Here is a 26,312-nt window from a genome sequence, read left to right as displayed (position 1 = left end):
CATGTATGATAAGAAGAGCCTCTAATTCCCATTAGAGGCTCTTACTTATAGGAAGCGAGGACTTACTTTAATGAGTGAGCAGACGATATTCGAAATCCTTCATAACATGGATAAAGTAACGAATACCTTGATCGTTCAGTGGAGCAAGTTATTCAATGAAGATCTTGGCATTACCCATATACTCGTCCTCGGCCATCTGAAGAATAACGGAAACAGCCGTCCGTCCGATATCGCCCGGGCGCTAGAGTTGACGCCTCCGACTCTCACTCATCTGTCGGATAAGCTCGTGAAGAAGAAGCTGGCCGTACGAATCGTGGACGAATCCGACCGGAGAATCATCTACCTGGCCATCACGAGCAAAGGCGTCGAAGTCGTTCAGAAAGCGAATGAAGACGGCCAAATGCTGCGCCGGAAGCTGTTCGAGATCCTCACGGAAGAAGAACGGGAACAGATGTCGGCTATCTATAAGAAGCTAAGCAATGCGCTGTAATAACCAATGCATGCCGCCATCCGAAGCGAACGGGACCGATTGTATATTTTAGGGCAATTATGTATAATTCGGGAAGTAACTTCATCTACATCATAAGGGCAATGCTTTTCTGGCGAGCAGCCAGCAACAACCCCGCTCATGCAGCGCGGGTTGTTTTTGCGTTGTCCAATTTGGGAGGGAATCATATGGAGGAGCAGGGAAAACAGACTAGGGTGATTCTGACGAAACAAGACCTCATCGAGCAGCTTGAAGGGTACGGGGTGTCGGCAGGGCAGACCTTGATCGTCCATACTTCTCTGAGAAGCCTCGGTTACGTCTTAGGCGGAGCGGAGACGGTCATCCGCGCGCTGCTCGCGCTCGTCGGGGAGGAAGGGACGGTGATGATGCCGGCGCAAACGTGGAAGAACCTCGATCCGGCGACCGGCGTTCACTGGGATGCGGAGGAGGCTTGGTGGCCGATGATCCGGGAGCAATGGCCCGCCTACGATAAGGAGGTAACCCCGGCGATCGGAATGGGCGTTGTCGCCGAGATGCTTCGCACCTGGCCGGGAGCGATGCGCTCCGACCACCCGGCGCGGTCTTTCGCGGCCGTGGGCAAGCATGCGGAATATTTGACGGCGAACCATGATCTAAGGAATATTTTCGGCCAAGGCTCCCCTCTCGACAAGCTGTATGAGCTGGATGGCCACGTTCTGCTCCTCGGTGTCGGACACGACAAGAACACCTCGCTCCATCTCGCGGAGACCCGGGCCGATTTTCCCGGCAAGACGCACTCGGAGGAGAGCAGCGCCATGATCGTTGACGGCGAGCGCAGGTGGGTGACCTATTCGACGCAGGCGGTCGACGATCGGGATTTTGTCCGGCTTGGCGCCGAATTCGAGCGGGAGCATGGCATCGCCGTGCACCAGGTAGGGAACGCGCCTGTCCGGTTGATCCGCCAGAGACAGCTGGTGGACTGGGCAACCGCATGGATGGAGCGTAACCGGGTGTAGGAATGCCGCATGGTGTCCAAGCATTCCGGAAGGATGAGAAATACCTTATGGTATCCCCTTATTCATAAGGAGTTGGTATCATGAGCCGGTTTCCGGATGTGGTCGTCATCGTCAGAAGCAAGAAAAACTTTGCAAACATCGGCCAAGTTCGCATTATAGGCAGCGCAGCCCCTTGCAGCCGGTTTCTAAAAGTAGGAGCCCCCGTAAAGGATGCCGTACTCTGTCTGCTGCAGCACGGGTTCGTCATTACGGAGCAGAAAGATATCGGCGTGTTTTTCCGCATTCGTTCCGGAACTAAGCGTTAAGAGAGCTTAGACGAGAAAAGCCGCCAGGCTTCTGGCGGCTCTATTTGGTTTGCTCGCGATTTGCTTCTTATTCGACTTTGTACCGGATCGCCGATGATGCTTGACGGATGGGAGGAAAGTGATAGAATGAATCGGACATAAAAGAGAGTTACGCAGGAGGTCACGGAAACGACAATGAAAGTGAAGACAATCGCCATCGGCATCTACATCATGATCATCTACTGGTTCTCGCTGCACTTCTCGTTCCTGGATACGTTGTTCTTCCCGACGCTCGGAGCCTTCAGCTTTCTCTTTATCTCGCGAACCTTCCTTTATCGAGAGATTGCCCGAATTACGGTGGGGGCGTTCGTCTCGTCCGCTATCGGAACGATCCTGTTCTACTTATATCCGAGCCCCATTACGGTGCTGGCGAATGTGCTGATTACCATCTGGTTGATCCGGAAGTTCAAATGGAACGCGCCGCCGATCGTGGCCGTTTCTCTTGTCCCCTTCTTCTCCCATTCGCCTCATCATTGGGTCATCCCGCTCTCGGTCAGCGCCGTCTTGCTCGGCTTGATGCTGATCCTGTTCATCGCGGAGCGCGTGGACGGCCGATTCGGACACTTGCTGGTTTGGCAGCGAAGAGAGAAGCTGCAGGCGGAATCGGAAACCATATGAATGCAGAAGAACACCGCCAGCAGCCCTTGGGCCATGGCGGTGTTCTTCCGTAAATTCATAAGATAAAGAGGGAGTCAACCGCCGTTAGCCTGCATCAGCTCGTACAGCTTGCGGGCCGTGTTGACGTTGCGGACGGTAACCTGCCGGTAGAAGGCCGTGCCGATGATCTTGTTCATGCCGCTTCGGGTCGCGTTCACCCTATCATAGGACCACAGGATCGCGCCCGGAGCGTAAATAACCCGATCGAATTCCGGCTTGATGGGCAGCTCCTCCAGCACCGACTCCCGGTCGACCTCCTCCCATAAATACAGCACATCGCTTCTCATGTCCGTGTCATTCGTCCAATCGGCGGGTATCTTCTCGGTGATCCGTTTAATCTCTTCAAGCGTACGGATCATCACTCGAATGGAGAGGCCGAAGTCGCTAAGGATCGCTTCTTCGAGCATGACGGCCAATTCCGCAGGGGAATGAAGCCCGTCCGAGAAAATGATGTTGCCCGTATTGATATACGTCACGACATGGGACAGGCCAAGCCTCTCGAACGACTGCTTGAGCTGCTTCATATCGATCTTATTGTTGCCGCCTACGTTGATTCCTCGCAATAAGGCCAGGTATACCATTGCTGGTCCTCCAATCCACTTGTCTCCCTTCCTACAATAATTCTCCGTTTCGCGGGCAATTCCTGTAACGTTCGCATACGGCGGAGACGGGTATACGGATCTAGCCACTAAAAAATTTCCAAAATAGTGTAATGAAAAGAGAAGCGAATTCCGAAATAAGTCCTAGGATGAATGAACTAATTCAATGGTAAAAAGGGGTTATTTCGCATGAAGGGGAAGCTTTCCAGATGGTTGCCTCTGACTTTGGGCCTTAGCTTGCTCCTGCCAAGCGCGGTCGTCACGGCAGAGGATAGTTCCGTTAAGTCTTCGGCCGACTTCAAGGACTTGGCGGGCATCGATGCGGCTCTTAAGGCCAAGATCGATGCGTTGCTTTCGAAAGGCGTATTCGAAGGCGTCGGCAACGATACTTTCGGTATCGATCAGAACATGACGAGAGCTCAATTCGCCAAGGTTCTAAGTCTCATTTATGGCGTCAACGTGGATCAATCGGTATCCACCTCCAGCTTCAGCGATGTTCAATCGACCGACGCCAGTTCGTGGGCCCTTCCTTACATCGAGGCGGCGAAGAAGGCAGGATTGCTGGAAGGCGTAGGGAATAACACCTTTAACCCGAGCGGCAACGTGACTTTGGGCGAACTAGCTACCGGTCTCGTCCGCGGTTTAGATGTGAAGGTCGACACGACCGGTTCTCCTTGGTATGCGGATGCGATAAAACAAGCCATCGACAAAAAAGTTCTGCCGGAAGACATTGACGGCGCCAAGCTTGCCACCCGCGCCGACCTTGTCGTGGGGGCTTATGGCGGGCAACAAGCTTATGAAGAGAAGAAGAAAGAAGAGAACCCGCAGCCGCAGCCAAGCCCGTCTCCCGAGCCAAGTCCTTCGCCGGAGCCGACTCCGTCTCCGTCATCGGGGTACAATCCTCCGGTTAAAGCCGCCGTCGCGAAACCGACAGCAAATCCGGCGGGCGGTCCGTTAGCAGTTGGGACAAGCGTAGCTCTAAGCAGCGCAACGTCCGGTGCCACGCTTTACTATACGACCGATGGAAGCGTACCAACGACAAGCAGCGAGGAATATGGCGGAGCAATCTATATTACGGAAGCAGTTACGATCAAAGCCATTGCCGTCAAGTCCGGCATGACGAATAGCTCGGTCATGAGCGAGAGCTACACCATCATCGATAATACCAAGCCAATGATCTCGGCTTCGGCTGGCTTTGCGCAATTGGATGGCAGCAAGACCGTACAAATCGATGTCGAATCGAATGAAGCAGGGACCGTCTATGCCGTTGCCGTGGAGAAAGATTCGGACGAGCCGACCGGCGATCAGATCATTCATGGAAACGGATCCGACGGGGCTGCCCTTTCCACCAAGTACGCGACTATTACAACGCAAGGGTTAACATTGTCCGTCGGGCCATTGCCTGCCGACGCGACGGATTACGATATCTACGTGGTGGTCAAGGATGCGGCTGGCAACGTATCCGATGTGCAGAAAGTGGCGGTGACGACTCCTCCAGCGGCGGTCGTGAAACTTACGGTCACGAATCTTAGCTATGACACAACGTCTCAGTATCTAATCGTAACCTTCAACATGGCAGTAGATGAAGAGACCGCGGAGGTGCCTAGCAATTACATGTTAGGAATAGTGGGCAACGTACCCCCGGGACCGGGTACCTCCCCTACACCTGAATTGCCGGGATCTGGCGGTACTCCTTCTACGCCGATCTATCCAACCAACGCCACGCTTCTGGGCAACGGTAAGCAAGTTCAACTTGACGTCGGTTCCTGGTATAAAGATACCGTACAAGCGGGCGATACCATTTATTTATCTATTACCGGCGTAGAGGACCTGTCCGGCGTGGCAATACAATCGGGTTATAATAATATTCAATTGCAGAAAATAACCCCCCCATGAATCGTCAAAGGCCGGGAACCCGTCAGGGGCCCGGCCTTTTCCGTTACAGCCTTACTCCTTCAAAGCCCGCCCAACCGCCGCCTCGATCCACCGCCAGGGAAGCAGCGCCGAGCCTAACCGCAGCATTCCGGCGCCGCGGCCGACCGGATAGCGCAGCCGGGTGAGCTTGCGCCGCTCGGCGAGCCGTCCCACCAGATCGGCGACCGCCTGGGGATCGGGAGCATTAGCGGCTGTTCTCTTCGTATAAGCGAGCAAGGCATCCAACTCCTCGCGGTACGGAGATTCCGGCTCCGCATGCATTCCGGCAAGCCCTTTGCTCCAGATCGGCGTCCGGAACGAGCCGGGCTCGACAAGCGCAACCTGGACGCCGTATTTCGCCGCCTCGTGGCGCAGGCTCTCGCTGAAGCCCTCGACCGCGAACTTGGAAGAGGAATACGGCCCGAAGCCGGGGAATCCCATCAGCCCGCTGACGCTGCCAATCTGAATGATCCTCCCGCCGCCTTGCCGGCGCATAATGGGCAGGAAAGCTCGGGTGACGGCGACGAGCCCGAAGAAGTTCGTCTCGAATTGGGCGCGCCATGCCTCCATCGGCACCTCCTCGATGAAGCCGCCCACAGCCATCCCGGCATTGTTGACGAGCACATCCAGGCGGCCTCCGTATCGAGCCGGTATATCGTCGGCCGCTGCCTCGATGGACGAAGCATCCGTCACGTCCAAGCGAACGGGGACGATCCTGGGTTCGATGCCGGCTTGCCGGGCGGCGGCCATCAGCTCTCCGCCGCGCGCGAGATCTCTCATGCCCGCCGAGACAAGAAATCCTCTCCGAGCCAGCTCGAGCGCGATCAGCAAGCCGAACCCGCTGGAGGCTCCGGTGACTAGAGCGGTTCTGTCCTTCCCCTCGGTTTCTCTGCCGGTCAATGGATTTCCCCCCTTTAAATGTTGGTAAAGATTATATCAATCCCCGACCCCTTCTGCTATCGTACAAAATAGAGAATAATGTAAAATATGGAGGAATGTTAGCGGGTGGGCGCGAGAATCGGGAGAAAAGACGCGATAATAGCGATCTTGTTAGCCGTCATTATCGGTTTGATCGTTTGGTCGGCCGTAAGGTCCGCGGATTCGCCGGATCGGGATAAGAACGATGCTGCGGCCGGTCCGGCAACGGAAGCGAATGCGGAACCGGTCGTTGAGCTTGTTAGCCAACCGTCCCCCGACGGCAGCTTCATCATCGAATCGTACGGGCAGAACACGAACATCGCTGCAGGCGGATCGTATCCGGCGGAAGGCATTCGATTGCGGGATGCCCATTCCGACGCGACCATCTGGTCCATGGAGCCGGGGTATTATAAACAGGAATTTAAGTGGTCGCCCGATAGCCGTTATGTATCCGTCTATTATGAAGCTCGCGAGCATGGAGAGACGATCATCGTGGACGCGCAGGAGAAGAAGGAGATCGCGCTTCCTGGACTGGATGCCATTCGTGCCTATTGGGGAGAAGGAGCGACGATCAACGAATCCCGGCCCGATCCTTATATTCAGGCCAAAGAATGGCTGGGGAATACAGAGCTGCGACTTAAGTTCCAATGGTCTGGCGACAATGATACCAGGTTTGAAGGCGAGTACACGTATGATGCAGCTGCCGGGACGATTGTGGATTTGGCCAAGGCCAGTGACTACTCTTCTTCCAACCCGAGCGCTTCGGAATCAATGAAGAGCGGAGCGGACGAGGCGATGGACAAGCTGGCGGAGGCAATAAACAATAGCGATGCGGCCGCTCTGCAGAAGCTGCTTCTAGCGACGGATCCGGAATCCTATAACGGCTGGTTCAGCGTCGAATTCGCGCAGGAAGCCATCGAGAAAATCGAGCGCGAACTCGATCTAGGAACGATTGGCTACAAGGAAGATGTAGAAAATGCAGACCGTTGGGCGGGTCCGGTCTACCAGCTGACGGGCAAGAAGGACGGCGCGGAGGCAACCGTACGGGAGCCCATCGTCCTATCCAAGGCCGGCGAACAGTATGGCTACAAGTGGGCGTACTTCCGCTACCTGGTCTACGCGGACGACTACATGGCGAAATACTTAAAACTAATCCAAGCCGGGGACGCGAAGAAGCTTGCCGCTTTCCTCGTCGAAGACGATCTCGGAGTGCCGGAGGAGGTCGCAAGCAAGCTTATCAAGATGTATCGGCTCTATTTCGGTTCGACCGATGGCCTTAAGCTCGAATACGCCGGCCCGTTCCTCTATCGAATCTATCAAGAGAAGGGGCGCGAATCCCATGCGGTTTCCATTCGATATGGAGACGGGTTAATGGGCATTAGCGATGCGTTTATGCCGAGCCTATAGAGAAGTAACCCGGTTCCGGCCGTTCTCCTTCGACTGGTACAGGGCCTGGTCGGCCCTGTCGATGAGCGTCTCGGAGGTATCCTCCGCCGTCATCGTCGCAACGCCCATGCTGGCGGTGATGTTCAGCTTCCCCATGGGAGTGGCCTCGATCGCCGCGCGGTATCTCTCCGCAATGCGGACAGAGCTCGTCTGATCGGCCCCTTCCAGAAGGACGATGAACTCTTCTCCTCCGAAGCGGGCAACGACGTCCGTCTCGCGGGAGGAAGCCTGAAGCAGCCGAGCCAGCTCGGTAAGCACGAGGTCGCCGACAGGATGCCCGTAGGTATCGTTTATGGATTTGAACCGGTCGATATCGATCAGGAGGATCGAGAACGGAGCCTGCGAACGGCGGAAAGAAGCGATATGGGCAAGCAGACTCTCCTGGAAAAAACGGCGGTTCTTCAGTCCCGTCAACGGGTCCGTCAAGGCTAGGGTCTCCAGCTGCAGGTTCATGCTCAGGAGTTCCTGCTGCTTGGCTTCGTATTCCCGATGCAGGAGCTCGAGCTTCCGGTTCGCCTCGTTCGTCTCTTGCACCAGCTGCTCGAGACGCCTCTTGGTCTCCAGAATGTCCTTCTCATGCTCAAGCCGCTTGCGCATCTCCACGACGACGCAGACCGTTACCGTCTCGCCTTCATGCTCTTGACGGGCGCCGTTGAGCAGCACGGGCACGTCCGGCTGGCTGCTGGAACGGAGCGACAGGTACATCTCGTTCACGTGCCCGTACAGCTGCATAAAAGGGTAGAAGTACGTATGGAAGAACAGCTTGTTCGTGTTGGATAAGTACGATTCGATATGCTTGCCCAGCATGTCCTCTCGTTCCAACCCAAGCATGTTCGCTAATGTCCGATTCGCGAAGCGGATGATCCCGGTGTCCGAGATCGAGAAGTAGCCGCAGGGGGCTTGGTCTAATAGCGGATCCATGAACGAGAATTCCTTCCTTTGCCGATTAAGGAGTCAGATATTGCCGAATTAGGGCGGCCGTCTCCTCGGGATGGCTTAATTGCGGGTAATGGCCTTTGGCGTTCATGATGCGCATCGTGCTTCCCTTCAGATGGTCGTGCAGATAATGGCCGACTTCGATGGGGGCGATGCTGTCATCGGAGCATTGCAGAATGAGCGAAGGGATCGAGAAGTGCTTGAGCTCCTCGCGGCAATCGGATAAGAACGTGACCTCCGCGAATTGGCGCGCGATATGGGGGTCACGGGAGCAGAAGGTCTTCTCCAGCTCGTCCGACAGTTCTCTGCGCTCGGGGTTCTGCATAACGATAGGCGCCAGGTAGCTGGCCCAGCCGATGAAGTTCATCTGCATCATGGTCAGCAGCTCGTCGATCTCCGACCGATCGAAGCCGCCGTAGTAATCCGGCAGATCGTTCATATATCGCGGAGACGGTCCGATCATGACGAGCTTCCCGAAGCGCGCGGGGTCCTGGTTAGCGGCGAGAAGCCCGATCATGCTGCTGACGGAGTGCCCGACGAAGATGGCGTCGCTCAAGTCCAAGGCCTCCATGACTTCGAGCACGTCCTGGGAGTAGCCGGTCAATTCGTTATATTTGATCGGATCGTAATAGCGGAGCTGGGAAGTCCCCGATCCGACGTAATCGAAGAGGACGATTCGATAATCGCGCTCGAATAGAGGAACGAGGTGACGCCACATCTCCTGGTCGCAGCCGAAGCCGTGAGCGAATACGATCGTGCGGTCGCCTTGTCCGACTAGTTTGACATTGTTGCGCTCAAGAATGTTAATCGTCATGTTGGTTCCCCCTTGATGGCTATGTCGAGCAAGTTCTAACTATCATTATATCGTCAGGAATCCGCGATAAGAAACGTTTTCTCGTCGGCGGCTCTTTTTGTATTGGTTCTGACGGCAGGCAAGGAATAATACGGTTAGCAAGAGGATGAAGACTCTCATCGCGCTGCCTCCTTCGCATCCTGGTACATAAAGCGCTTGGCAAGCCGTGAAACAAATCTATAATTAGATAAATACTAACACATTCGACTGGGATGATTCTCTATGCTTAAACTGATAGGTCGAAGCGTGCGGGAGTTTCGCGCTTTCTCCACCAAGCTGCTTCTGTTCGAACTCCTATACATGCTCGTCACGAGCGCCTTCATCATTCCGATCATCACGTTTCTGTTCAACCGGATTCTTCGGGTCCTCGGCTCCGGCTCGCTGCTTAACGGCGAGGTTTACCGGATCGGAATGAGCTATGAGGGATTGACCGGGCTGACCCTCATCGGACTGGTGGCTTCCTTCGCGCTGCTGATCGAATTGTTCGTGCTGATCGTAATGGTCCAACAGCGTTACTTCGGGAAGGATATCGCGATCGCGGACGCGATATGGACGGCGCTGCGGAAGACGCCCAGGCTGCTAGGCTTCGGCGTGTTCCAGCTGATGGTGCTGCTCTTGCTGCTGATTCCGTTCGTCGATTCCCCTCTGTCGGCCTCGTTCTATGCGCTGTTCAATGCTCCTATTTTCATCCAGCATCATATCTTGGACGCTTCGTATACGATGACCCTCGTCTACGTCCTCATTCTTGTAGGCGCGTTATATACGCTGCTGCGATGGATTTTCGTGCTGCACTTTATCGTCTTGGAGGACTTGAGGCTGGGGCAGGCCATCCGAATGAGCCTTCTCCTGACGAAGGGGCGCTGGCTCCAGCTGTTCGGCTCGCTCATCCTGTTCAATGCGGCGATCATTGCGGCAACGTCCGCGCTCGTATCGGCCATAAGCCATATTCCTTTCTGGCTGAACATGGACGTCCTTGCGCTCGTGTCCCACCATTACTCCCTGACGTTGTCCACGATGCTGACATACCTGTTGACGCTGCTTCTCTTGCCGATCAATATGTTCATGCTCACAAGGCTCTTTTACGGGCTCGGTTGGAAAAAGGGAATCAAAGCGAAGGATCACCTGGAGGTTCGCCGCAGCGGGTTAGGCAGACTGGAGAACCGTATCGTCGGTTGGTGGAGAGGGCTGAAGCACAAGCGCATCATCTACGTGTCGGTCGCCGCTTGTTACGTCGCGTTGTCCATCTTCATCGGCTTGCGGGCGAATGACAGCCTGGTATATGCGAAGTGGAGCGTGCTTATCGCCGCCCATAGAAGCGATACGTCAGTCGCGCCGGAGAACTCGCTGCCTTCGATCGTCTCGGCGATCGATAAGGGGATGCAGGTCGTGGAGCTGGATATTCAGCTGACCAAGGACGGGGTCGCCGTGCTCAACCATGACGCCAACCTGCGTCGCATGACCGGCTCCAAGTCGCGAGTGTCCGATCTCACGTTCGCGCAGCTTCGCCAATTGTCCATCGGCGACGACGAGAACGGCAACAAGGTGCGCATTCCTTCGCTTGAAGAGGTGCTGGCCTTGTCGCAGGGGCACGTCAAGCTGCTGCTCGATCTGAAGCCGTATGGGGCGAGCGAGGCTCTGGCGGATGAGGTCGTCCGGCTGGTCAAGGAGGCCGGGATCGAGCAAGACGTACGCATCCAGTCGTTCGACGGCGACTCCCTCAAGCGAATTCGCGAGATCGATCCCGAGATCAAGATCGGGCGGATCCTGTACTTCGCGCTCGGCAGCTTATCGTCGATGGACGTGGACTTCTACACGATCGAGAAAGTGATGCTGACCGACGCGTTCGTAAACCGGGCGCATGCCGACGGACGCGAGGTGTGGGTATGGACCGTCAACGAGAGGCAGGACATGAAGGAAGTGCTGAAGTTCCAGATCGACGGCATGATCACGGACTATCCGGAGAAAGCTCAGTCGCTGATCGGAGTGAATCTGTAGGACGGGAGGGGGTCGAAGAGTACTTCCCGCCCGAGGAGATTACGGTCGCGAAGGATGGCTGCCTCATGGTGAGGACCGAGCATGCGGAGGACGTGTGGTTATACGGGACTTTGTTGAGCTTTGGAGCCGACGTGAAGGTGCTCGAGCCGGAGCATCTGGCGGATGCCATCAGAGAGCGCGCCGCAACAAATCTACCGCCTTTACGAGAAGTAGATTTCGCGCGCTCCCCCGCTGACGACCTAGGTTCACCTTTCGAATATAGGCGATTTTTCGAGCTTAAATGCCGCCAAGCAACGGAATTCAGAGATTGTATTCGAAAAATCGAATACAATCAGCCTTATCCCTAAGAAATCCCAAATTGTATGCGATATTTCATATACAATGAGTCATTTTGCCGAATTCTAGAGAATTGTATTCGAAAAATCGATTACATTCGCTGCGTCTCAGCAGCATCTCATCAACGTCTCAGCAGTCCAAAGAGCTCTCCTCTTCCGAGAAGGAAGGGAGAGCTCTTTGTTTGTTTTATGCCGGAGCTTCCAGCCCCATGCGGATCCACTCTTCTTTGGAGGGACCGTATATTCCGATGACGGGAAGCCCCGCCTGGCGCATGAGGACGGTTAATTGTCCCCGGTGATGGATCTCGTGCTTGAGGAAAATCCCAAGCGTAAAGCCGTTCTTCCATTGCTGGCCGAACAGGTTGACGGTTTCCTGCAGCTTCTCGTCCTGCCACTGCGACTGAACGGCCTCCATAAGCGCCGCGGAGGCCGTCCGGTAAGCCGCAACGATCTCCATGGCGGATTCCGGCGCCTCGCTCCGCTCCGGCGGGGCTTCGAAGACAAGCCCGGTCGGCGCCAGAATTCCGCCCTTCGGCACCAAGTGCCACGCCAGCGTTCCAAGCGTGCGGAACCCCGGGGCGATCTCCTGCTTTAAGGAGGCGTCCGTTAAGGAGCTTAGGATATTCTCGGTGAATTTTCTCTCGTCACGGTACTCGGTTATGAAGCTTTGAATGGTCGAATACATGAGGATTCCCTCCCGAATCGGATTGGCGGAGCCCTTCGAACTCCCCTGCAATACCGAGTATAAGGGGGGGCGACTGACAGCTGTATGTCAGCGAAATACAGGAGCGACGAAAGGCAAGAAGTCACTTTCGAATAAAACAGGTCATCTGCGATGGAGAGAACGGGAAGGGGATGCCCCTATAATGAACTCATCCTGATCAAGAAGACGAGGTTGCATGCCATGGCGAATCCATCCATTGTGAATTCTTCAACCAAACCGGCGCCTTCGAGCCGACAGGGAAGCCTTGTCCGGCTAATGCGCAACATTGTGAGATACCGAGTGCTGCTGCTCATGCTCCTGCCCACCACGGTCGTATTTTTCGTCAATTGCTATATCCCGATGTTCGGCGTCTTCATTGCCTTTAAGAACATCAATTACGTCGATGGAATATTGGGCAGTCCCTGGGCGGGGCTGGACAATTTCCGGTTCCTCTTCGCCACTTCCGACGCCATGAGGGTAACGGTCAACACGGTTGGCTATAACGTGGTCTTCATTATAACGGGACTGATTCTCTCCGTTGCGATCGCCATTGCCGTGAACGAGGTTCGGGCCAAGCTGGCTTCGAAATTTTATCAGACGGTCATGATCATGCCGAACTTCCTGTCGATGGTCGTTGTCAGCTATATCGTCTATGCCTTTCTTCATCCGGAGTACGGTTTTCTCGTGAAGTACGTGCTCCCCCTGTTCGGTCACTCCTCCGTCAATGCGTATATGCACCCTCAAGCGTGGCCTTATATTCTGTGGCTGACCAAGATGTGGCATTCCGTCGGCATCGGCAGCATCATCTACCTGGCTGCGATTACCGGAATCAGCGAGGAGCTGTACGAGGCCGCGGTCATGGACGGCGCCAGCAAGTGGCAGCAGGTGACCCGGATTACGCTTCCGCTCCTTACTCCGGTCATGGTCATCCTAACGATTCTGAATCTCGGGGGCATTTTCCGTTCGGACTTCGGCCTGTTCTACCACGTGACGCTGGACTCCGGGGCTTTGCGCTCCACGACGGACGTCATCGATACGTATGTGTACAGAGGCTTGATTCAGCTGAATGACCTGGGCATGTCCTCCGCGGCGAATTTCTACCAATCGATTGTCGGATTCTTCCTGGTCATCGGTGCGAACAGCTTGGCCCGCAAACTGAATCGGGACACGGCACTCTTCTAGAATGGAGAATGGAAAATGAAGAATACGGCGAGCATCAAATCCTATCAGAAGGTATCCAGGACGGCGGAGATCGCGCTTCATATCGTCTTTATCGCTTTAAGCCTGGCCTGTATCCTGCCTATCGTCTTGATCGTCGCGATCTCCTTCTCCAATGAGAAGCTGCTGACGCTGAAGGGCTACAAGTTCTGGCCGGACGAATTCGACTTCTCCGCCTACCGCTATCTGTTCACCAATTCGACGACGCTGCTTAAAGCTTACGGGGTTACCATGACCGTGACCTGCGTAGGAACCGTGTTGGCGGTGCTGCTGATTGCCTTATATGCGTATCCCCTGTACCGCAAGGATTTTCCGTTCAAGCGGGCCTTCAACATCTACCTTCTCCTGACCATGCTCTTCTCCGGAGGACTGGTGCCGTTCTATCTGCTCTACATTAATTACTTGCATCTGAGAGACTCGCTTATCGCCTTGATCCTTCCGGGCCTCTCGAGTGCGTTCTATATCTTCATTACCCGAACGTTCTTCCAGCAGACCGTCCCGGACGAGATGATCGAGTCGGGCAAGCTGGACGGAGCGTCGGAATGGCGGATTTTCTTCCAACTGGTGCTCCCGATCTCGCTTCCGGTTCTGGCCACCATCGGCTTGTTCACGACGTTGATGTACTGGAACGACTGGTTCAACTCCTTGCTGTTCATCAACGATACGGATAAGTATTCCTTGCAGTACGTCATGATCCAGATGATTCGGCAAGCGGAATTCTTCAAGAATCAATTGGCGGGAACCGGCGTGGCGCTGATGGTGAGAGAAACGGTCCCGACGGAGAGCCTGCGCATGGCGATGGTTGTCGTCTCGATCGGCCCGATTCTCTTCGTCTATCCATTCTTCCAGAAGTACTTCACCAAAGGGCTGACCATAGGGGCAGTCAAAGGCTGATTGTCTAACTCTGGCGAAAATGCCGGTTAGAATATATGATTACAATATATTGGGGAGGCACAAGCGAATGAAGGCAGCGAGAAAATGGGGCATGGCGCTGGCTTTGCTAGTAGCGGCTATGCCGGTCATCGCGGGATGCGGCAACAATAACGACAGCAACTCGAAGGCATCCGAATCGCCAAGCGGACAACCGGCGGCGACAAGCACGTCATCCGGCGAGGCAAAGGCCAATGGTCCGGATATCTCGAAATTCCGCAAGCTTAAAGTGTATACCGTAGGGAACTTCCCTCAACCGGATTCGAAGGCCGTCGTGGCCGAGATCAACAAGTATCTCAAGGAGAAGATCAACGCCGAGATCGACTTCCAAGGGCTCCCTTGGTCCTCCTGGGCGGAGAAGATGGTTCTCGCTTATCAGTCCGGGGAGCAAGTGGACTTGACCTTCGCTCCGAACTGGGCGGACTTCGCCAATAACGTCGCCAAGGGCGCCTTCCTGCCGCTGGATGACCTCTTGGCCAAGTACGGACAAGGCATTACCCAGTCGCTTGACCCGCGCTTCCTGGAAGGCGGAACCGTAGACGGCAAGATCTACGCGATTCCGACCAACAAGGAGATCGGCGAGAGCCATACCATCATGCTTAGGAAAGACATCGTCGATAAGTACGGCTTCGATGTCAACTCCATTCAGACGCTGGAAGACCTGGAACCATGGCTGGAGACGATCAAAGAGAAAGAACCGGCTTATGCTCCGATCTGGCTGTCGGGCAGCGGCTCCGATACCCTCGCATACTTCGACAAGACGAGAGAGAGCATGAAGGAGAATTTCCGTTACGAGCTGGTAGCGGGCGCCCCGGCCGTCATCGTGCTGGACACGAAGACGGACAAGATGGTGATCAGCTCCATGGAATCCGATACGGCTATCTACCGTTGGAAGCTCTATAGCGATTGGTTCAAGAAGGGTTACATCAACAAGGATGCCGCAACGACCAAGACAAGCGCGGAGGACGCGCTGAAGGCCGGCAAGACCTGGATGAAGTTCGGCTCCGACAAGCCGGGTTCGGATAAGGAAGATTCCAGCGCGACCGGCGTCGAGCTCGTGAAGCTCAAAGGCAACGAACCCGAGATCAGCACGGCAAGCGTCAGCAACTCCATGATGGCCATCGGCCGCACGTCCGTCGATCCGGAACGCACGATGATGCTTCTGAACCTGCTTCATACCGACCCTTATCTGGTCAACCTGTTCGACTTCGGCGTCGAGGGCAAGCAATATGTAAAGATCGAGGGCAAGGACAACTTCATCAAGCTGCCGGACGGCGTGGCAACGCGAACCGATACGGGATGGAACCCGGGTATCGAATGGATGATCGGCAATCAGACGCTTACTTACCTGTGGGATGGCGAAAGCGCTGACAAATGGCAGAAGTTCAAGGAATATAACGACAGCGCCCATAAGGTGAAGTCCTTCGGCTTTAACTTCAATACCGATCCCGTCAAGACCGAAGTATCCGTCATCAGCAATATCATCAAGGAATACCGGCCTCTGCTCGAGACGGGAAGCTTGGATGCGGACAAGGTGCTTGCCGAGTACAATTCGAAGCTAAAGGCTAACGGAATCGAGAAGATCCGGACCGAAGCTCAGAAGCAGTACGATGAGTGGAAAGCGAAGCAATCTTGAATAAGCAAGGGGGAGGACCTGCCCAGGTCTTCCCCCTTTCGCGCACGATTAAGGCGAAGGAGAGAGACCATGAGATTATCGTTGCGATTCAAAGTAAGCGCTCTCGTCCTGATCCTGGTTACGCCGCTGTTTCTCTTCGTCTACTATACCAACGTTTATTCGACGAATATCGTCCGCGAGAAGGTCTCGAAGTCCGCTTCGGATACGTTGACGCTGCATCTCGGCTCGCTCGACGAGCTGCTGGAGCAGACTAACGCCTATTTGGTGCGCACGGCCAGCGAGAGCATGCTGCTGGAGCTCTACTCGGAGAGCGGCCCGGACACCGTGAACTATTATCTATCGATTCGCAAGCTTATGGACCAATGGTACAGCGATGTCAGCTACTACTCGATTATCCGCACCGTATTCGTGTACCATCTGACGAGGGACGAGCTCTTCCTTAGCAGCCAGAAGGAATACTACCAGGAGAAGGATGACATCCGTTCCGGCTTGTCCGACCGGCTGCGGGCATCCGCGCTTCCGACCTCCTCGAACTGGGAGACCGTTGCCGTCGGCGGCGAGCCGGCCTTGTTCAAAGCGATGCCGGACAAGAGCGGAAGGCTGCTCATCGGAGTGCTGGTCAGCATCGACTCGTTGGCGCAGCCGCTCACTCAACTGGAATCCGTGAAGAGCGACGAGAAGATCGGGATCGTGTCGAAAGAAGGGGATTTGCTGTGGGGCAAATTCACGGATCAAGATCTGACGCGCATTCACGGCGCATTGAATTCTTCTTCGAACCGGACCGGCGCCTCCGTTCGTCTCGATGACGGCAAGTCCTATTTGTTCGTGAACAAGCCTTCGCTTTATTCGGATCTCAACGTGTTCATCCTCTTGGACGAGAAATCGCTGTTGGACGAACTCCCCCTGTTCCAGCGCGTCATCAAGTTCATCCCCGTCGCGATTATCGTCGTTCTCGTGATTCTGATCGTTCTATTAAGCCGGTTAGTCTTCAGGCCTATCCAGACGCTGACAAGCGGGATGCGTATCCTGGGCAAGGGGCAGCTGGAGTTTCGTCTGAAGGAAGGGAGCTCCAAGGAGTTCCAGCTGATCACGCAGCAGTTCAATCGAATGGCCGAGCAGATCGGGGACTTGAAGATCGACGTATACGAAGAGAAGATGAAGGTGCAGCAAGCCGAGCTTAAGCATCTTCAGGCTCAGATCAACCCCCACTTTTTTATGAACTCGCTGAATATCGTGTTCCACCTGGTGGAGCTGCAGAAGTACCCTCTTATCAAGAAAATGATCGGCCATCTGGTCTCTTATTTCCGGTTCATCATGAGCACCAACGATTCTTGGATTACGCTGGCCAGCGAGATGAACCACATCCGCCATTACATGGAGATCCAGATGGTCATGTATCCGGACAAGCTGACTTTCGAAGAGCGGCTTCCGAAGGAGCTCGAGGACACGCTGGTTCCGCCTCTTCTGGTCCAGCCATTCGTGGAGAATGCCATCAAGCATGGCTTCGTCAATAACCTGCTGCCGTTTAAGGTATCCATAACGGCAAGCACGGAAGCCGGTAACGACGGAGAGCCTTGCTTGGTCATCCAGATCGGCGATTCCGGACCGGGCTTTGACGCAGAGCGGCTGGAGAGTCTTAATGCCGGCTGGTACGAGAAGGAGCCGACGGACCGCCATCTGGGAATATGGAACGTCCGCCGGCGCTTGAACATGTTCTTTGACGAGCGAGCGAGTCTAGCATTCCGCAATGGCCCTCAGGGCGGCGGGATCGTGGAGATGAAAATTCCTATGGCGAAGAAGAGGTGACGGTTTCCGTGTACAGAGTCTTGATCGTCGACGACCAATATTTTGCTCTGATCGGATTGCAGCAAGGCGTGGAGTGGGACAAAATCGGCGTTACGGAGGTTCATCTGGCGCAGAACGTAGGGCAAGCCGTGGAGTGCCTGAGGCAGCACGACGTCGATCTGCTGATTTGCGACATCGAGATGCCCGGCGGAAGCGGGCTGGACCTGCTGGCCTGGGTAGAGCAGCACTCGCCCAACACCTTAACGATCATGCTGACCTGCCATGCGGACTTCGAGTACGCCCAGACCGCCATTCAGCACGGGGCGTTTCATTATCTGTTGAAGCCCGTCGACTATGAGCAGATGAGGAAAGTGGCGGAAGACGCCATCGCCGAGGCAAGCAAGCAGAAGGAACAGCGTCATTTCGAAGCGCTCATGCAGGATTATCGGGGAAGATGGGAGCATCAGCTGCCGTTGTTAGTGGAGCGGTTCTGGCAGGACATCCTCAGCCAGCGAGCCTCTCTTATGCCGCAATCCCTGCAGAGGTCCGCGGAAACGTACGGCATCAGCCTCCAGCCGGGCGATCGGTTCATCGTGGTTCTGCTCGGGCTGGAGAAGTGGAAAGAGAACTTAAGCGCCCGGGATGAGGCGATCATGGAATATGCCCTCCGCAATCTGGCGGGAGAATTGATCTTGAACGAGCTGGAAGGGGTTGTTTTTCAAGATCATGCGGGTCTGAATCTGGCAATCGTCCATGAGAGACGAGAAGGGCCGTCCGTCGACCACGTGCTGATGATGAATAATTGCCGGCGATTCCTGAGCGAGAGCGAACGACTGCTTCGCTGCTCCTTGTCCGTCTACATGAGTCCGTCCGTCTTCTTGCCGGAGATCATTAGCGCCTATGCCTATGTAACGGAGAGGGAGCAGCGCAACCGTAATCTCTCCCGGCAGGTGTTCACTCCGTCTTATCCTTCTTCCGACAAATCAACGGATCCTTTGCCAGCGGCGGCTCCCATGGCGATGTTCACGGAATGGGCGACGATCCTGGAGCTGGGAGAGCAAGAGGAGCTGGATCGCCGGGTGAAGACGTGGTTCCGGACTCTCCAGACGGAGTCATGGACGAACGAGTCGCATCGTCAATTTATTCACGGCATTCTGTTTATCATTCATACCCTGTTGGCCAAGAAGGGCTTATCCATGCACGAGTCGGAGACGTTAAGGGTCTTGGCCGACGAGGACAACTTCCCGAAGCACTTCGGCGACCTGCAGGACTGGGCCGTAGACTGTCTCGGGGCAGCCGTGCAGCTTCTAAAGGCCAGCAACCAGATCTCATCTACCGTCGTCGCTAAGATCCGCGCCTATATTCGAGCCCGGCTGAGCCAAGAGATTACCCGGGAGGAGCTGGCCTCCCATGTCTTCCTCAATCCGGCTTATCTCTCCCGGATGTTCAAGAAGGAAACCGGGTTATCCTTGTCCGACGCGATGATTCAGGAACGGATCCAAGAAGCCAAGCGCTTGCTCGAAGAGACGGAGATCAAGATTACCGAGATTGCGGAGAATGTCGGCTATACCAGCTTGGGCAGCTTCTCCAACCTGTTCAAGAGAGTCGTAGGCGTAACTCCTCAGCATTATCGGGCTAGGAAGAAAAGTCTATGAGAAGCCGCAAGTATCGAGAGGAAATCCCGGTTCCGAGGAGAAATAGTTACATCATCTGACACCACGAACATCAGAAGGCTTCCCCATCGCATGAGACATGGAGGACAGATCGATGACCGTAAAAGAGCAGACGATTGTAAATCCAACGGGCAACTTTATTCGCACGGCCGATCGAGAGATTAGGATAATAGGGAAAATGGAAGAGCCGCTTATTCTCATCCTGGAGAATGTTCTAAGCGACTCCGAATGCGATGCATTGGTAGAGCTGGCGAAGGATCGCATGCAGCGGGCGAGGATCGGCAAGACTCACGCCGTCAGCGAGATCCGAACGAACAGCAGCATGTTCTTCGAAGAGGGCGAGAACGAGCTGATTCAAGCCATCGAGGCTAGAGTCTCCGAGCTAATGAACGTCCCGATCGCCCATGCCGAGCCGCTGCAGGTACTGCATTATCAGGCCGGAGAACAATATCAGCCGCACTACGATTACTTCACGGCCGGCGATGTCGCCAACAACCGGATCAGCACGCTGGTGATCTACCTGAGCGACGTGGAGGAAGGCGGAGAGACGGCTTTTCCCTCGCTGCGTTTGGCCGTAGCTCCGAAGAAAGGGAACGCCGTCTACTTCGAATACTTCTATAACGATCCTCACTTGAACGAGCTAACGCTTCACGCGGGCAGCCCTGTCGTCACGGGCGACAAGTGGGTTGCGACCCAATGGATGAGAAGGCAGAGATTCCGGTACCTTTAATCCAGGATGACGGCTTTGCTCGGATCCCTCCGGTACTCGAACATGAGCCCGATTTGCTCCGCCGTATTCCGTTCGACGGAGAGCTCGGGCAGATCCTTTTCCCCGAAGAAATCGACCTCGCTCGTCTCGACGCCTCCCTGCGCTTCTCCGCCGACGATATCGCATTGAATAAAGAACTTATAGACATGGTAAGGCTCGGGCGGATGGCGGTGGAACTTCTTGTCCAGAACCGCGAGCAGACGGAGGGGAGTTACGGTATAACCGGATTCCTCTTTGACTTCCTTCACGGCCACCTCGGCAGGGGATAACCCGATATCCGCCCAGCCGCCGGGCAGCGCCCAAGCGCCGTCCGTCTTCTCGCGAACAAGCAGGACTTTGTCGTCCTTGAACACGACGGCTCTGATATCTACCTTCGGCGTTGCGTATCCGGTATCGCTGGCGAAGGTCAATTTGATTTGCTCCATGGCGACTTCCGTATAGCTGGAGAGAATCTCTATGCTAAGCTGCCGCAAGCTCTCGTATCTCTCCCGATCGTACACGTCCTTGGCGTAGGTTAAGCCCGTCTGGGCAATAGCCTGCATCTGCTTCGCCCATTCCAGCCACTTCGTCTCCATCCTAAAGTCCCCTTCCCTCTATTAATCCTCTCTATTCTACTCTCATATTCCATAAGATACCAATTGGTGAAACATCCGGGTGATAGGCTCGAATCGAAAGACAGCGGGAGCGAATTGCATTGACAACCCTGAACAATCTGGCTATATTAATTTATGTGATACTGAGAATCAATATCAATTGCGAATAAAGGGGTCTCAAGATGAGCAAAAAAATTCTTCTTCCATTCCTGCTAATGTTGTCCGTGGTCATCGTCAGCGCTTGCGGCAACAATAATTCTTCCAACAACGGCGCGGCTTCTCCGAGCGCCAGCCCGAGCGCGAGCGCAAGCTCGAGCGAATCGGCTTCCCCGGCGGCTTCTCCGTCCGCTTCGGCTTCCGAGAACGGAACGATCACGTACCAATCCGAGCTCGGCCCGGTTGAAGTCCCGGCCAACGCGAAGCGCATCGTCGCTCTTGGCTACGCTCCTAACATCATCTCCCTCGGCGGCAGCATCGTCGGCGTCGACGAGTGGACGAACAAGAGCCCGCACTTCACCGAGAAGCTCAAGGGAGTAGAAGTGGTGTCCGAAGACAACCTCGAGAAGATCATCGAGCTGGATCCGGACCTGATCGTGGTCGACGCAAGCAGCAAGAGCATCGACAAGCTGAAGGAGATCGCTCCTACCGTCGCCTTCTCATGGGGCAAGCTGGATTACCTGAAGCAGCAGGTCGAGATCGGCAAGCTCTTGAACAAGGAAGCGGAAGCCCAAGCATGGGCGGACGACTTCACGAAGCGCGCCAAGGAGATCGGCGACCAGATCAAGGCGAAGATCGGCGAGAACGCCACGGTATCCGTATTCGAGACGGACTCCAAGAACTTCTATGTCTTCGGCGACGCATGGGCTCGCGGCACCGAGATTCTGTACCAAGCGATGGGGCTGAACATGCCGGAGAAGGTCAAGGCCGACGTTCTTGGACCAGGCTACTATACGCTCTCCCCAGAGATTCTGAGCGATTACGCCGGCGATTACCTCGTCCTCAGCAGAAGCGCGACGGGAGACAACTCCTTCATGAAGACGGACACCTGGAAGAAGATCCCCGCGGTCAAGAACAACCGCGTGATCGAGATCGACACCGAAGCATCCACGTACAGCGATCCGACGACGCTCGAGTATCTGCTGAACATCTTCAAGGAAGGCTTCCTTAAATAAGCGATCTCTCTAACGCAATAAGGGGAGGAAGGCCGAGAAGCCTCTGGCATCAAGAGAGGCGGTCTCGGTCTTCTTCGCGCCCGTTATGGACTTGAAGGAGGAATGGCATCATGCGAGGCGGCCGAAGCCCCAAATCTTATCCTTTAAGAATCGCAATCAGCGTCGCGGTGCTTGCGATCATGTTCTGGCTGGCCATGCTGCTCGGCGCCAAAGGCGTATCCGTGCGCGAGCTCTGGCTTGTCTTGTTTAACCGCGCCGGCGACAACGATAAAATCGCGATGCTCCGGGAGATTCGTTACCCGCGGGAGGTTGCGGCGATGCTGGTCGGGGCCGCGCTTGCGGTGAGCGGCGCCATCATGCAAGGGCTGACGCGGAATCCGCTCGCGGACCCCGGCCTGCTCGGGTTGACCGCGGGAGCGAACGCGGCGCTTGCCTTCGTAGTCGCCATGGTTCCGGCGCTGAACTACTTCGGAATCATGACGGTCTGCTTCGTCGGAGCCGCGCTCGGCATGCTGCTCGTCATCGGCATCGGCGCCGTTAAGAGAGGCGGCCTCTCGCCGTTCCGGCTCGTCCTCGCCGGCTCGGCGGTATCCGCCTTCCTGTATGCGGTGGCGGATGGGATCGGCCTCCTATTCAAGACATCCAAGAATGTCACGATGTGGACGGCGGGCGGATTGATCGGCACGACTTGGGAGCAGATCCAGGCGATCAGCCCGGTTATCGTCGTCGCCCTTCTCGTTGCCGCCGCCCTGTCCAAGCCGCTCACCATTCTAAGCTTGAATGAGGAGTCCGCCGTCGGCCTAGGCTTGCGAACGGCTTATATCAAAGGCATTCTCTACGTCGTGATTATTCTGCTGGCCGGCGCTTCCGTTGCGCTTGTCGGCAATATGGCTTTCATCGGACTCATGATTCCGCATATCACAAGAGCGATCTTCGGAACGGATTACCGCTTGGTCATTCCGATGTCGGCCGTCTGGGGAGCCGCCTTCATGCTGCTCGCGGATACGCTTGCCCGTACGATCTATTCTCCTTTCGAAGTGCCGATCGTGGCGATCATCGCGGTTCTCGGGCTTCCGTTCTTCTTGATCGTCGTGCGCAAAGGGGTGAAGTCGCTATCATGACACTGACCGCTAAGAAGAAGCAAGCCGTCGTTCTTGTCACTCTGCTGCTGCTCATCGTCGCGACGATCATCGTCGGATTGAGCTTCGGCTCCAGCGCGCTCACCTTCGACCGGTTCCTAGCGACGCTGTTCGGATATGGCACCGCGAAGGAGCATCTCGTCCTGTTCTCCTTCCGGATGCCGCGAATCCTCGTGACGCTGCTGGCGGGCATGGCGCTGGCCCTGTCGGGCGCCATCCTGCAAGGCATTACCCGGAACGACCTGGCGGACCCCGGCGTTATCGGGATCAATGCCGGGGCCGGCGTCGCGATCTCCGTCTTCTTCCTGTTCGTTCCGATCGATCCCGGCAACTTCGCCTATCTTCTTCCGGTCGTCGCGTTCGCGGGTGCTCTGCTGACGGCTGCCGCTATCTATCTATTCTCCTATTCCAGAGAGTCTGGATTGCAGCCGGTCAAGCTGGTGCTTGTCGGGGTCGGCTTCGCGTTGGCTTTGAACGGGTTAATGGTCGTGCTGATCTCCTCGACCGACCCTCAGAAGGTGGACTTTATCGCGAAGTGGCTGGCCGGCAACATCTGGGGAGCGGATTGGCCGTTTATCCTGGCGCTGCTGCCTTGGCTCGCGATTCTGCTGCCTTACACGCTTTATAAGTCGAATGCCTTGAACCTGCTGGCGATGGACGAAGCGGTGGCCGTCGGGGCCGGCGTCTCCATCAACCGGGACCGGCTGCTGCTGCTCGGAACCGCGGTCGCGCTGGCCGCGGCGGCGGTCTCCGTTACCGGCGGCATCGCGTTCGTCGGGCTGATGGCGCCCCATATCGCCAAAGCGCTCGTCGGCCGCCGCCACCAGCACTATGTCCCCGTCGCGGTTCTGATGGGGGGCTGGCTGCTCTTGTTCGCCGATACCGTCGGCCGCCATCTGGTCGAACCGGCGGGCATTCCGGTGGGGATCATGGTCGCGCTCATCGGCGGCCCGTACTTCCTGTATCTTCTTTTAAGAAAATAATTCATTTATTTCAAGATAGGCTGTGAGTAGCCGCCGAATGGCGATTGCTCGCGGCCTTTTGTGCTATCCTTTTGTTTTCTGAGAAATTTGAACAAAATGGATGATTATCCTTTTGCTATAATGAGAATCAAGAAGAAGCCTTATGCAGAAGGGTGGGGAAAATGAGCTACGCGGAGTCCGTGCAGAAGGCGATCGACTATATCGAGGAGCATCTGGAGGAGGAGCTCGATCTGGCCGGCATCGCCGAGGAGTCTTTTCTCTCGCTCGCCCAATTGTATCGGGTCTTCTACGCGCTTACCGGCCACCCGGTCAAAGACTACATACGCAAAAGAAGGATCAGCATCGCCGCCGGCCATCTTCGAAATTCCAAACGTTCCGTGGAAGAGCTCGCGTGGGACAGCGGGTTCGAATCCTATCATTCGTTCGCCAAGGTGTTCAAGAAGATCGTCGGAATGACCCCGGCGTCTTATCGCAAGGCCGTTATTTACTACAGCTTCGAGCCGGTTCGCCTGCGGGAACGCGTCGACTACTTGGAGGACAAAGAGCAAGCCGATCGCTTCCCCGACGTCAAAGTCATTCGCTTCATGCCGGAGAGGGCGTATGCGTATCTGCATCATGCCGAGAGGGAGGAGGGCATAGAGAACGAGGCTTTCCGAATCGTTCACGAGAAGCTGTCCGCCTGCGGGGTAGATAAGGCCGCGAAAGTGCGAATATTCGGCCACAATGTCGATCCCCCTCGGGATAATGCGGCTGGAGGCTATGGCTACCGAATCCTAATCGTGAGTGAAGCGGGACTGCCGATGGATGTCTCCTTGGAGGAGGTGCCGTTCGAGGGAGGGATGTATGCCGTAAGAAAGGTGGCTGCATTATCGCCGCAAGTGATCCAGGACGGATGGGATCGGTTGCTGGCGGAATGGCTGCCCAAGAGCGCTTTCGAGACAAGCCGCCGCCAATACATCGAGGAATTCATCGCCTACAACGGCAAGGTTGCTCGCATGAATCTTTTTCTGCCCGTGCAGCGCAAGCTTCGCGATCCGTCGATCGAGATTGTCGAACGGACAGATGCAACTGCATTCTTCTTCCGGGGATATGGGGAGGAGGCGCAGGAGACGGCTGAACGGAGGTTGATCGCTTGGTACGAGAGCGATTCGGCCCGCCAAGAGCATGCCTCCCGTGGAAGGTATTACATGTCTTATCGTTATGGAGATCCGGATTCGGAGCCGTACTGGTGGGAGAACGGCATACTAACGGACGAATCGGAGCCGATCGACTCCGCCGGATCGGAACGGAAGCGATTGGGGGCTGGCAAGTACGCTTGCTGCGTATCCGGAGCCTACGGGCTGATGACCGGCATTCTGGAGCGAATGCATCGTTGGGTCGCGGCAAGCGGCGGGTATCGGCTAGACGATGAGAGGCAATGGTTCGCGGAATATGACACGGTTCAGGGGATGGACATCGTACAGGATGTCGTCGTGAAGGTTTATCTTCCCATTCTGCCAGAGGAGAGTGTCCGGAATGAACAGCGAGCCGATCGGGCGGCGCTTGCCGGAGGGCTACCGACCCTTCGTTGCACCGAAAGCTTTCCGAATAATAAGCGGAGGGATCTCAATGAACAACCCCTTGCAGTCCGAAGAAAGCATGGGATCGGCAAGTCCGATCAAGAACAAGGTCGGCAGCATCTTTGTCCCGGTGCGCGATATCGAGAAGTCTCGCGGCTGGTACTGCCGGGTTCTCGGCATCGATGAGAAGAGCTGCGAGATTATCGGGGGCCACTTGTGCCCGTTGCCCATGGATGGAGCCGGTCTTATCCTGGACACGATGCCGAAGTGGGGAGGGCAAGAGCCCGGAGGAGCTCCGTCGATCGAGACTCCCGCCTTCATGCTGATGACGGAGGACCTGCAAGGCTCGTTGGACTATATGAAGGGACTCGGGGTCGAGCTCGTCACGGAGATCGAGCATGATCATTGGTTCGTCGTGAAGGACCCGGACGGGAACAAGCTGATGATCTGCCGGGAGTAGCGCCGGAAACCTATCGGAATTCGACACGCCGCCGATCGGCTCGGGCGGCGTATTTAGCATGTTCGCGCAACGTGATATAATGAGTCCCGTATAGACTTGAAGAACGACTTCTAGAGGGAGGTGATTGCGGTGGGGCAGCTGGAGCAGTTGATTGACCTTATTCAATTGGTCTTCTCGTTTGGCCTTCTCTGCTCGATCGCATCCCTTCCATTT

The 26,312-nt window shown here is 55.7% G+C and carries 25 protein-coding genes; 19 read left to right on the top strand and 6 right to left on the bottom strand.

Features of this window, described 5'->3' with window-relative positions; all coding sequences use genetic code 11:
* The first annotated feature begins 70 nt into the window (after nucleotides 1-70).
* The 4 genes from ELR57_RS09755 (at nucleotide 71) to ELR57_RS09740 (ending at nucleotide 2,444) form a co-directional block, all read left to right on the top strand.
* Complete coding sequence (locus ELR57_RS09755; RefSeq protein WP_126958872.1) at nucleotides 71-490, top strand: MarR family winged helix-turn-helix transcriptional regulator; 420 nt, start codon at nucleotides 71-73, stop codon at nucleotides 488-490.
* Between the two features lie 185 nt (nucleotides 491-675).
* Nucleotides 676-1,482: an AAC(3) family N-acetyltransferase gene (locus ELR57_RS09750; RefSeq protein WP_126958871.1), complete on the top strand. Its 807-nt coding sequence runs from the start codon at nucleotides 676-678 to the stop codon at nucleotides 1,480-1,482.
* Nucleotides 1,483-1,562: 80 nt separating this feature from the next.
* Nucleotides 1,563-1,787, top strand: coding sequence for a hypothetical protein (locus ELR57_RS09745; protein WP_126958870.1), 225 nt, complete (start codon nucleotides 1,563-1,565; stop codon nucleotides 1,785-1,787).
* 174 nt (nucleotides 1,788-1,961) lie between these two features.
* Nucleotides 1,962-2,444: an HPP family protein gene (locus tag ELR57_RS09740; protein WP_126958869.1), complete on the top strand. Its 483-nt coding sequence runs from the start codon at nucleotides 1,962-1,964 to the stop codon at nucleotides 2,442-2,444.
* 74 nt (nucleotides 2,445-2,518) lie between these two features.
* Here ELR57_RS09740 and ELR57_RS09735 read toward each other — a convergent pair whose 3' ends face one another.
* On the bottom strand, nucleotides 2,519-3,064 hold the full coding sequence (locus ELR57_RS09735) for a DUF1697 domain-containing protein (RefSeq protein WP_126958868.1): 546 nt from the start codon (nucleotides 3,062-3,064) through the stop codon (nucleotides 2,519-2,521).
* A 207-nt stretch (nucleotides 3,065-3,271) separates the two neighbouring features.
* On the opposite strand from ELR57_RS09735, the gene ELR57_RS09730 reads away from it, so the two are divergent.
* Nucleotides 3,272-4,978 (top strand): S-layer homology domain-containing protein, encoded by a 1,707-nt coding sequence (locus ELR57_RS09730; RefSeq protein ID WP_126958867.1) that lies wholly within the window; start codon nucleotides 3,272-3,274, stop codon nucleotides 4,976-4,978.
* A gap of 51 nt (nucleotides 4,979-5,029) precedes the next feature.
* Here the strand turns inward: ELR57_RS09730 and ELR57_RS09725 are convergent, their stop codons facing one another.
* Nucleotides 5,030-5,896 (bottom strand): SDR family oxidoreductase, encoded by an 867-nt coding sequence (locus ELR57_RS09725; protein ID WP_126958866.1) that lies wholly within the window; start codon nucleotides 5,894-5,896, stop codon nucleotides 5,030-5,032.
* Nucleotides 5,897-6,001: 105 nt separating this feature from the next.
* On the opposite strand from ELR57_RS09725, the gene ELR57_RS09720 reads away from it, so the two are divergent.
* Nucleotides 6,002-7,321 carry a hypothetical protein gene (locus tag ELR57_RS09720; RefSeq protein WP_126958865.1) on the top strand — a complete coding sequence of 440 codons (1,320 nt, stop codon included), beginning with the start codon at nucleotides 6,002-6,004 and terminating at the stop codon, nucleotides 7,319-7,321.
* On the opposite strand, the gene ELR57_RS09715 is transcribed toward ELR57_RS09720, so the two are convergent.
* Nucleotides 7,316-8,281 carry a sensor domain-containing diguanylate cyclase gene (locus ELR57_RS09715; protein WP_126958864.1) on the bottom strand — a complete coding sequence of 322 codons (966 nt, stop codon included), beginning with the start codon at nucleotides 8,279-8,281 and terminating at the stop codon, nucleotides 7,316-7,318. The genes ELR57_RS09720 and ELR57_RS09715 overlap by 6 nt on opposite strands.
* 25 nt (nucleotides 8,282-8,306) lie before the next feature.
* Nucleotides 8,307-9,110, bottom strand: a complete 804-nt coding sequence (locus ELR57_RS09710; RefSeq protein ID WP_126958863.1) for an alpha/beta fold hydrolase — start codon at nucleotides 9,108-9,110, stop codon at nucleotides 8,307-8,309.
* A gap of 261 nt (nucleotides 9,111-9,371) precedes the next feature.
* Between ELR57_RS09710 and ELR57_RS09705 the strand changes: the two genes are divergently transcribed.
* Together ELR57_RS09705 and ELR57_RS09700 are read left to right on the top strand one after the other, a co-directional pair.
* The gene (locus ELR57_RS09705; protein ID WP_126958862.1) at nucleotides 9,372-11,144 is read left to right on the top strand and encodes a glycerophosphodiester phosphodiesterase; all 1,773 of its coding nucleotides are present in this window, start codon (nucleotides 9,372-9,374) and stop codon (nucleotides 11,142-11,144) included.
* Nucleotides 11,033-11,491, top strand: coding sequence for a WCX domain-containing protein (locus ELR57_RS09700; protein WP_126958861.1), 459 nt, complete (start codon nucleotides 11,033-11,035; stop codon nucleotides 11,489-11,491). Before ELR57_RS09705 ends, ELR57_RS09700 begins: the two co-directional genes overlap by 112 nt.
* Nucleotides 11,492-11,666: 175 nt before the next feature.
* Here the strand turns inward: ELR57_RS09700 and ELR57_RS09695 are convergent, their stop codons facing one another.
* Nucleotides 11,667-12,164 carry a DinB family protein gene (locus ELR57_RS09695; protein WP_126958860.1) on the bottom strand — a complete coding sequence of 166 codons (498 nt, stop codon included), beginning with the start codon at nucleotides 12,162-12,164 and terminating at the stop codon, nucleotides 11,667-11,669.
* A gap of 294 nt (nucleotides 12,165-12,458) precedes the next feature.
* Here ELR57_RS09695 and ELR57_RS09690 point away from each other — a divergent pair, with 294 nt between their 5' ends.
* The 6 genes from ELR57_RS09690 (at nucleotide 12,459) to ELR57_RS09665 (ending at nucleotide 20,154) form a co-directional block, all read left to right on the top strand.
* Entirely contained in the window at nucleotides 12,459-13,364 is a 906-nt protein-coding gene (locus ELR57_RS09690; RefSeq protein ID WP_126958859.1) for an ABC transporter permease, read from the top strand.
* A gap of 15 nt (nucleotides 13,365-13,379) precedes the next feature.
* Nucleotides 13,380-14,294: a carbohydrate ABC transporter permease gene (locus ELR57_RS09685; protein ID WP_126958858.1), complete on the top strand. Its 915-nt coding sequence runs from the start codon at nucleotides 13,380-13,382 to the stop codon at nucleotides 14,292-14,294.
* A gap of 67 nt (nucleotides 14,295-14,361) precedes the next feature.
* Nucleotides 14,362-15,966, top strand: coding sequence for an ABC transporter substrate-binding protein (locus tag ELR57_RS09680; protein ID WP_158629978.1), 1,605 nt, complete (start codon nucleotides 14,362-14,364; stop codon nucleotides 15,964-15,966).
* A 69-nt stretch (nucleotides 15,967-16,035) separates the two neighbouring features.
* Nucleotides 16,036-17,772 (top strand): histidine kinase, encoded by a 1,737-nt coding sequence (locus tag ELR57_RS09675; protein WP_126958854.1) that lies wholly within the window; start codon nucleotides 16,036-16,038, stop codon nucleotides 17,770-17,772.
* A gap of 8 nt (nucleotides 17,773-17,780) precedes the next feature.
* The gene (locus ELR57_RS09670; RefSeq protein WP_126958853.1) at nucleotides 17,781-19,406 is read left to right on the top strand and encodes a response regulator; all 1,626 of its coding nucleotides are present in this window, start codon (nucleotides 17,781-17,783) and stop codon (nucleotides 19,404-19,406) included.
* 112 nt (nucleotides 19,407-19,518) lie between these two features.
* Entirely contained in the window at nucleotides 19,519-20,154 is a 636-nt protein-coding gene (locus ELR57_RS09665; protein ID WP_126958851.1) for a 2OG-Fe(II) oxygenase, read from the top strand.
* On the opposite strand, the gene ELR57_RS09660 is transcribed toward ELR57_RS09665, so the two are convergent.
* A complete protein-coding gene (locus ELR57_RS09660) occupies nucleotides 20,151-20,768 on the bottom strand; it encodes an NUDIX hydrolase (protein WP_126958849.1) in 618 nt (205 codons plus the stop codon). The two genes, ELR57_RS09665 and ELR57_RS09660, sit on opposite strands and share 4 nt — an antisense overlap.
* A gap of 200 nt (nucleotides 20,769-20,968) precedes the next feature.
* Between ELR57_RS09660 and ELR57_RS09655 the strand changes: the two genes are divergently transcribed.
* The 5 genes from ELR57_RS09655 (at nucleotide 20,969) to ELR57_RS09635 (ending at nucleotide 26,099) form a co-directional block, all read left to right on the top strand.
* Nucleotides 20,969-21,958: an iron-hydroxamate ABC transporter substrate-binding protein gene (locus ELR57_RS09655; protein WP_126958847.1), complete on the top strand. Its 990-nt coding sequence runs from the start codon at nucleotides 20,969-20,971 to the stop codon at nucleotides 21,956-21,958.
* 110 nt (nucleotides 21,959-22,068) lie between these two features.
* The gene (locus ELR57_RS09650; RefSeq protein ID WP_126958845.1) at nucleotides 22,069-23,079 is read left to right on the top strand and encodes a FecCD family ABC transporter permease; all 1,011 of its coding nucleotides are present in this window, start codon (nucleotides 22,069-22,071) and stop codon (nucleotides 23,077-23,079) included.
* Entirely contained in the window at nucleotides 23,076-24,080 is a 1,005-nt protein-coding gene (locus ELR57_RS09645) for a FecCD family ABC transporter permease (RefSeq protein ID WP_126958843.1), read from the top strand. The genes ELR57_RS09650 and ELR57_RS09645 overlap by 4 nt, the downstream gene beginning before the upstream one ends.
* 161 nt (nucleotides 24,081-24,241) lie before the next feature.
* Nucleotides 24,242-25,825 carry a helix-turn-helix domain-containing protein gene (locus ELR57_RS28275; protein WP_126958842.1) on the top strand — a complete coding sequence of 528 codons (1,584 nt, stop codon included), beginning with the start codon at nucleotides 24,242-24,244 and terminating at the stop codon, nucleotides 25,823-25,825.
* The gene (locus tag ELR57_RS09635; RefSeq protein WP_238162478.1) at nucleotides 25,719-26,099 is read left to right on the top strand and encodes a VOC family protein; all 381 of its coding nucleotides are present in this window, start codon (nucleotides 25,719-25,721) and stop codon (nucleotides 26,097-26,099) included. The genes ELR57_RS28275 and ELR57_RS09635 overlap by 107 nt, the downstream gene beginning before the upstream one ends.
* Nucleotides 26,100-26,312 lie beyond the last annotated feature (213 nt).

Origin of the sequence: Cohnella sp. AR92, from assembly GCF_003990975.1 — a bacterium.
Classification (GTDB): Bacteria; Bacillota; Bacilli; order Paenibacillales; family Paenibacillaceae; genus Cohnella.
Note: the sequence above shows the minus strand (reverse complement) of the source record. Positions and strands in the feature narration are given on the sequence as shown.

What these genes read in the sequence shown, in the direction of transcription:
- ELR57_RS09740 (WP_126958869.1), top strand. Translation starts at nt 1,962, where the DNA reads ATGAAAGTGAAGACAATCGCCATCGGCATCTACATCATGATCATCTAC.
- ELR57_RS09705 (WP_126958862.1), top strand. Translation starts at nt 9,372, where the DNA reads ATGCTTAAACTGATAGGTCGAAGCGTGCGGGAGTTTCGCGCTTTCTCC.
- ELR57_RS28275 (WP_126958842.1), top strand. Translation starts at nt 24,242, where the DNA reads ATGAGCTACGCGGAGTCCGTGCAGAAGGCGATCGACTATATCGAGGAG.
- ELR57_RS09660 (WP_126958849.1), bottom strand. Translation starts at nt 20,768, where the DNA reads ATGGAGACGAAGTGGCTGGAATGGGCGAAGCAGATGCAGGCTATTGCC.
- ELR57_RS09680 (WP_158629978.1), top strand. Translation starts at nt 14,362, where the DNA reads ATGAAGGCAGCGAGAAAATGGGGCATGGCGCTGGCTTTGCTAGTAGCG.
- ELR57_RS09750 (WP_126958871.1), top strand. Translation starts at nt 676, where the DNA reads ATGGAGGAGCAGGGAAAACAGACTAGGGTGATTCTGACGAAACAAGAC.
- ELR57_RS09715 (WP_126958864.1), bottom strand. Translation starts at nt 8,281, where the DNA reads ATGGATCCGCTATTAGACCAAGCCCCCTGCGGCTACTTCTCGATCTCG.
- ELR57_RS09635 (WP_238162478.1), top strand. Translation starts at nt 25,719, where the DNA reads ATGGGATCGGCAAGTCCGATCAAGAACAAGGTCGGCAGCATCTTTGTC.
- ELR57_RS09665 (WP_126958851.1), top strand. Translation starts at nt 19,519, where the DNA reads ATGACCGTAAAAGAGCAGACGATTGTAAATCCAACGGGCAACTTTATT.
- ELR57_RS09710 (WP_126958863.1), bottom strand. Translation starts at nt 9,110, where the DNA reads ATGACGATTAACATTCTTGAGCGCAACAATGTCAAACTAGTCGGACAA.
- ELR57_RS09650 (WP_126958845.1), top strand. Translation starts at nt 22,069, where the DNA reads ATGCGAGGCGGCCGAAGCCCCAAATCTTATCCTTTAAGAATCGCAATC.
- ELR57_RS09695 (WP_126958860.1), bottom strand. Translation starts at nt 12,164, where the DNA reads ATGTATTCGACCATTCAAAGCTTCATAACCGAGTACCGTGACGAGAGA.
- ELR57_RS09690 (WP_126958859.1), top strand. Translation starts at nt 12,459, where the DNA reads ATGCGCAACATTGTGAGATACCGAGTGCTGCTGCTCATGCTCCTGCCC.
- ELR57_RS09685 (WP_126958858.1), top strand. Translation starts at nt 13,380, where the DNA reads ATGAAGAATACGGCGAGCATCAAATCCTATCAGAAGGTATCCAGGACG.
- ELR57_RS09655 (WP_126958847.1), top strand. Translation starts at nt 20,969, where the DNA reads ATGAGCAAAAAAATTCTTCTTCCATTCCTGCTAATGTTGTCCGTGGTC.
- ELR57_RS09700 (WP_126958861.1), top strand. Translation starts at nt 11,033, where the DNA reads ATGGACCGTCAACGAGAGGCAGGACATGAAGGAAGTGCTGAAGTTCCA.
- ELR57_RS09755 (WP_126958872.1), top strand. Translation starts at nt 71, where the DNA reads ATGAGTGAGCAGACGATATTCGAAATCCTTCATAACATGGATAAAGTA.
- ELR57_RS09645 (WP_126958843.1), top strand. Translation starts at nt 23,076, where the DNA reads ATGACACTGACCGCTAAGAAGAAGCAAGCCGTCGTTCTTGTCACTCTG.
- ELR57_RS09735 (WP_126958868.1), bottom strand. Translation starts at nt 3,064, where the DNA reads ATGGTATACCTGGCCTTATTGCGAGGAATCAACGTAGGCGGCAACAAT.
- ELR57_RS09745 (WP_126958870.1), top strand. Translation starts at nt 1,563, where the DNA reads ATGAGCCGGTTTCCGGATGTGGTCGTCATCGTCAGAAGCAAGAAAAAC.
- ELR57_RS09675 (WP_126958854.1), top strand. Translation starts at nt 16,036, where the DNA reads ATGAGATTATCGTTGCGATTCAAAGTAAGCGCTCTCGTCCTGATCCTG.
- ELR57_RS09730 (WP_126958867.1), top strand. Translation starts at nt 3,272, where the DNA reads ATGAAGGGGAAGCTTTCCAGATGGTTGCCTCTGACTTTGGGCCTTAGC.